We start from the raw sequence: 270 nt of genomic DNA on the forward strand, positions 1-270 counted from the left end.
GTTTTGCGAAGCTAAAGCAGCGAGTACTCGAATTGGAGCAGATGCAGTTTTGCGATTTGAAAGCCCCGTTTGAACCTGAATTTACCCCACCTGTCTCGATTGAGGAGGCTGGCCGGACAATTCTGGCCGCCTTGCGGGTAATGGGTCCGGAATATAGCGAGATCATGGAAAAAGCGCCGGAGCAAGCCTGACCTGGATGCGTCAGCCACACTACTACATGGGGCTTTATCCGTATACGTATGCCGCGGGCTTGACAGCATCGACAGCGGT

Annotated in this window: 1 pseudogene; it reads left to right on the forward strand. The window is 53.7% G+C overall.

The window, feature by feature from the left end:
* A pseudogene (locus MXD62_RS08695) lies at nt 1-270 on the forward strand (hypothetical protein); the annotation flags it as partial.

The sequence above is a fragment of the Frankia sp. Mgl5 genome (genome assembly GCF_023242985.1).
GTDB lineage: Bacteria > Actinomycetota > Actinomycetes > Frankiales > Frankiaceae > Parafrankia > Parafrankia soli.